This window comes from Staphylococcus sp. EG-SA-2, assembly GCF_017152085.1.
Window position 1 is genome coordinate 1 of record NZ_JACYHC010000461.1, and the last position, 4,749, is coordinate 4,749.

The following is a 4,749-nucleotide window of genomic DNA, read 5'->3' on the forward strand; positions in this document are numbered from 1 at the left end:
AAAGAAAGAAAGCATGTATTATTGTTACACATGATGAACGACTTAAAGCATATTGTGATCGTTCATATCATATGAAAGATGGCGTCCTTAATCTTGAAAATGAAACAGTAGAATAGTTTTATTAAGCCGGTACATCATGTGCCGGTATTTTTATGTTTATGTATTATTTGAATAAACTTTCACATTCAATTAATAATAATTATTATCGAAAATTAGAAATATTCCGTGAAATATAATATTTTTTGTAGTAAAATGGCCTCTAAGTATTCAATATTTAAATATGGGGATTGAATATAAAATTATCGTAATGGGGGTCAATGGTTATGGATTTAATGATAGGTACTTTATTTTTATTTTTGGTCTTAGTGATTTTTACATTATTTACATATAAAGCACCTAATGGTATGCGTGCCATGGGAGCATTAGCTAATGCAGCAATCGCAACATTTTTAGTGGAAGCATTTAATAAATATGTTGGTGGCGAAGTATTCGGTATTAAATTTTTAGAAGAGCTAGGAGACGCTGCGGGAGGTCTAGGTGGTGTCGCTGCCGCTGGATTAACAGCATTAGCTATCGGTGTATCACCAGTATATGCATTAGTTATAGCAGCCGCGTGCGGTGGTATGGATTTATTACCAGGTTTCTTTGCGGGTTATATGATTGGATATGTGATGAAATATACAGAGAAATATGTGCCGGATGGTGTCGACTTAATTGGATCGATTGTCATCTTAGCGCCATTAGCTCGTCTTATTGCAGTATTATTAACGCCAGTAGTGAATAGTACATTGATTCGAATTGGTGATATTATCCAAAGTAGTACGAATACGAATCCAATTATCATGGGTATCATTTTAGGTGGTATTATCACGGTTGTCGGCACAGCGCCATTGAGTTCAATGGCATTGACAGCATTATTAGGTTTAACGGGTGTACCTATGGCTATTGGTGCCATGGCAGCATTTAGTTCGGCATTTATGAATGGGACGCTATTCCATCGCTTAAAATTAGGTGATCGTAAGTCTACGATTGCAGTAAGTATTGAACCTTTATCACAAGCAGATATTGTATCAGCCAATCCAATTCCAATCTATATTACAAATTTCTTTGGTGGTGCGATTGCTGGTTTAATTATTGCTATGTCAGGTTTAATTAACGATGCGACAGGTACAGCTACACCGATTGCAGGATTTTTAGTTATGTTTGGATTTAATCATCCGACGACAATTGTGATTTATGGTGTAGTAATGGCGATTGTAGGTGCGCTTGCAGGTTATCTTGGTTCAATTGTATTTAAAAAATATCCAATTGTTACTAAGCAAGACATGATTAATCGAGGTGCAGTAGACGCATAGCATCATCATATTGAATAGTAAAAACAAATAAAACATAGTAACGTGATTCAGTCGATGTAACAGTCGATAATGAGTCACGTTTTTTTATAGAAAAATATAAGACATAAAAATGTCATAATTTATTGTCGACAAATATCATACTGTATAAACATTTATCATTTTCTCAAGTACCTTTTACACGATGGAATGAACTTACTTTTTACGAAATTATGCGTATTTTATAAACAAATATCATTGATATAACGGTAAATGTAAGCGTTTACAACAGAAATAACAGCATGCTACGATATTTTTGTGAATTCACTGATTCAAGTATTTTAAGTCAATATGAGGAGGGATGTTATGAGCGATTCTGAGAAAGAAATTTTAAAAAGAATTAAAGATAATCCGTTTATTTCACAACGTGAACTTGCTGAGGCAATTGGATTATCTAGACCCAGCGTAGCAAACATTATTTCAGGATTAATACAAAAGGAATATGTTATGGGAAAGGCATATGTTTTAAATGAAGATTATCCTATTGTTTGTATTGGCGCAGCGAATGTAGATCGTAAGTTTTATGTGCATAAAGATTTAGTTGCAGAAACATCAAATCCTGTAACGTCAACACGCTCTATTGGTGGCGTAGCAAGAAATATTGCTGAGAACTTAGGTAGGCTTGGCGAAACGGTCGCTTTTTTATCTGCTAGTGGACAAGATAGTGAATGGGAAATGATTAAACGATTGTCCACACCATTTATGAATTTGGATCATGTTCAACAATTTGAAAATGCGAGTACAGGTTCATATACAGCTTTAATTAGTAAAGAAGGCGACATGACATATGGCTTAGCAGATATGGAAGTGTTTGACTACATTACGCCTGAATTTTTAATTAAGCGTTCACACTTATTGAAAAAGGCTAAGTGCATTATTGTCGATTTGAATTTAGGCAAAGAGGCATTAAACTTCTTATGTGCCTATACCACGAAACATCAAATCAAATTAGTTATCACCACGGTTTCTTCTCCAAAAATGAAAAATATGCCTGATTCATTACATGCTATTGATTGGATTATCACGAATAAAGATGAAACAGAAACATACTTAAATTTAAAAATAGAATCTACTGATGATTTAAAAATAGCTGCTAAACGCTGGAATGATTTAGGTGTTAAAAATGTTATTGTGACAAATGGCGTGAAAGAACTCATTTATCGAAGTGGTGAGGAAGAAATCATCAAGTCAGTTATGCCATCAAATAGTGTGAAAGATGTTACAGGTGCAGGCGATTCATTCTGTGCTGCAGTAGTATATAGCTGGTTAAATGGGATGTCTACTGAAGATATATTAATTGCTGGTATGGTTAACGCAAAGAAAACGATAGAAACGAAATATACAGTTAGGCAAAACCTAGATCAACAGCAACTTTATCACGATATGGAGGATTATAAAAATGGCAAATTTACAAAAGTATATTGAGTATTCTCGAGAAGTTCAGCAAGCACGGGAGAACAATCAACCGATTGTAGCATTAGAATCAACAATTATTTCGCATGGTATGCCGTACCCACAAAATGTTGAAATGGCAACAACAGTAGAGCAAATTATCAGGAATAATGGTGCCATTCCAGCAACCATAGCCATTATAGATGGCAAAATTAAAATTGGTTTAGAAAGCGAAGATTTAGAAATACTGGCAACTAGTAAAGACGTTGCTAAAGTATCTAGAAGGGATTTAGCAGAAGTTGTTGCGATGAAGTGTGTTGGTGCTACTACTGTAGCGACGACGATGATATGTGCTGCAATGGCTGGTATTCAATTTTTTGTTACAGGAGGTATTGGGGGCGTCCATAAAGGTGCAGAACATACGATGGACATTTCAGCAGACTTAGAAGAACTGTCTAAAACAAATGTCACTGTTATCTGTGCAGGTGCCAAATCAATTTTAGACTTACCTAAGACGATGGAGTATTTAGAAACAAAAGGCGTTCCAGTTATTGGATATCAAACGAATGAATTGCCAGCATTCTTCACTCGCGAAAGCGGTGTTAAGTTAACAAGTTCGGTTGAAACGCCAGAACGACTTGCTGACATTCATTTAACAAAACAGCAGTTAAATCTTGAAGGTGGCATTGTTGTTGCTAATCCAATTCCATATGAGCATGCCTTATCAAAAGCATATATTGAGGCAATCATAAATGAAGCTGTTGTTGAAGCGGAAAATCAAGGTATTAAAGGTAAGGACGCCACACCGTTCTTGTTAGGGAAAATTGTAGAAAAAACGAATGGTAAAAGTTTAGCAGCAAATATAAAACTTGTTGAAAACAATGCGGCGTTGGGTGCTAAAATTGCTGTCGCTGTTAATAAATTATTGTAGGTGATGATACATGAATATTTTATTCGCTATCACAGGGATAGCATTTGCACTATTTGTTGCGTTTTTATTCAGTTTTGATCGTAAAAACATAGACTTCAAAAAGACGTTAATAATGATATTTATTCAAGTGTTGATTGTGTTATTTATGATGAACACAACGATTGGTTTAACAATCTTAACTGCATTAGGCTCATTTTTTGAAGGGTTAATAAATGTTAGTAAAGCAGGTATAAACTTTGTTTTTGGAGATATACAAAATAAAAATGGCTTTACGTTCTTTTTAAATGTGTTACTGCCATTAGTGTTCATTTCTGTATTAATAGGCATTTTTAATTATATTAAGGTATTACCATTTATTATCAAATATGTAGGTATCGCTATTAATAAAATAACGAGAATGGGGCGCTTAGAAAGTTACTTTGCTATTTCAACAGCAATGTTTGGACAACCAGAAGTATATTTAACAATAAAAGATATTATTCCAAGATTATCTAGAGCGAAATTATATACAATTGCGACGTCTGGTATGAGTGCTGTTAGTATGGCAATGTTGGGTTCATATATGCAGATGATTGAGCCCAAGTTCGTAGTTACAGCTGTAATGTTAAATATTTTTAGTGCGCTTATCATCGCCAGTGTAATCAATCCCTATAAATCTGATGATAGTGATGTTGAAATTGATAACTTAACTAAATCAACGGAAACGAAATCAGTGAATGGAAAAACAGGAAAACCTAAGAAAGTTGCCTTTTTCCAAATGATTGGTGATAGTGCGATGGATGGGTTTAAAATCGCTGTTGTAGTAGCCGTAATGTTGTTAGCATTTATTTCATTAATGGAAGCAATTAATATCATGTTTGGTAGTGTTGGTTTGAACTTTAAACAGCTTATTGGCTATGTGTTTGCACCAATCGCATTCTTAATGGGGATTCCATGGAGCGAAGCTGTTCCAGCTGGCTCTTTAATGGCGACTAAATTAATTACAAATGAGTTTGTAGCAATGCTTGATTTTAAAAATGTCCTGGGTGATGTATC

5 protein-coding genes and 1 pseudogene are annotated in these 4,749 nt (G+C 34.6%); 5 read left to right on the forward strand and 1 reads right to left on the reverse strand.

Going from position 1 to position 4,749, the window contains the following annotated elements:
• A pseudogene (locus IDG60_RS06300) lies at positions 1-116 on the forward strand (ABC transporter ATP-binding protein); the annotation flags it as partial.
• 158 nt (positions 117-274) lie between these two features.
• On the opposite strand, the gene IDG60_RS22160 reads toward IDG60_RS06300, so the two are convergent.
• Positions 275-415 carry a hypothetical protein gene (locus tag IDG60_RS22160; RefSeq protein WP_072353785.1) on the reverse strand — a complete coding sequence of 47 codons (141 nt, stop codon included), beginning with the start codon at positions 413-415 and terminating at the stop codon, positions 275-277.
• Between IDG60_RS22160 and IDG60_RS06305 the strand changes: the two genes are divergently transcribed.
• The 4 genes from IDG60_RS06305 to IDG60_RS06320 all read left to right on the forward strand — a co-directional run.
• Entirely contained in the window at positions 366-1,355 is a 990-nt protein-coding gene (locus IDG60_RS06305) for a PTS sugar transporter subunit IIC (RefSeq protein WP_223181135.1), read from the forward strand. The two genes, IDG60_RS22160 and IDG60_RS06305, sit on opposite strands and share 50 nt — an antisense overlap.
• A 342-nt stretch (positions 1,356-1,697) precedes the next feature.
• Positions 1,698-2,816, forward strand: a complete 1,119-nt coding sequence (locus IDG60_RS06310) for a carbohydrate kinase (RefSeq protein WP_001283968.1) — start codon at positions 1,698-1,700, stop codon at positions 2,814-2,816.
• Positions 2,791-3,714 (forward strand): pseudouridine-5'-phosphate glycosidase, encoded by a 924-nt coding sequence (locus tag IDG60_RS06315; protein WP_000002071.1) that lies wholly within the window; start codon positions 2,791-2,793, stop codon positions 3,712-3,714. The genes IDG60_RS06310 and IDG60_RS06315 overlap by 26 nt, the downstream gene beginning before the upstream one ends.
• Before the next feature lie 10 nt (positions 3,715-3,724).
• Positions 3,725-4,749: NupC/NupG family nucleoside CNT transporter (locus IDG60_RS06320; RefSeq protein ID WP_206160565.1), on the forward strand; the 1,025-nt coding region annotated here is incomplete at its 3' end.

Bases quoted from the DNA above. Each gene is read 5' to 3' on its own strand.
- IDG60_RS22160 (WP_072353785.1), bottom strand. From the start codon at position 415: ATGGCACGCATACCATTAGGTGCTTTATATGTAAATAATGTAAAAATC.
- IDG60_RS06310 (WP_001283968.1), top strand. From the start codon at position 1,698: ATGAGCGATTCTGAGAAAGAAATTTTAAAAAGAATTAAAGATAATCCG.
- IDG60_RS06315 (WP_000002071.1), top strand. From the start codon at position 2,791: ATGGCAAATTTACAAAAGTATATTGAGTATTCTCGAGAAGTTCAGCAA.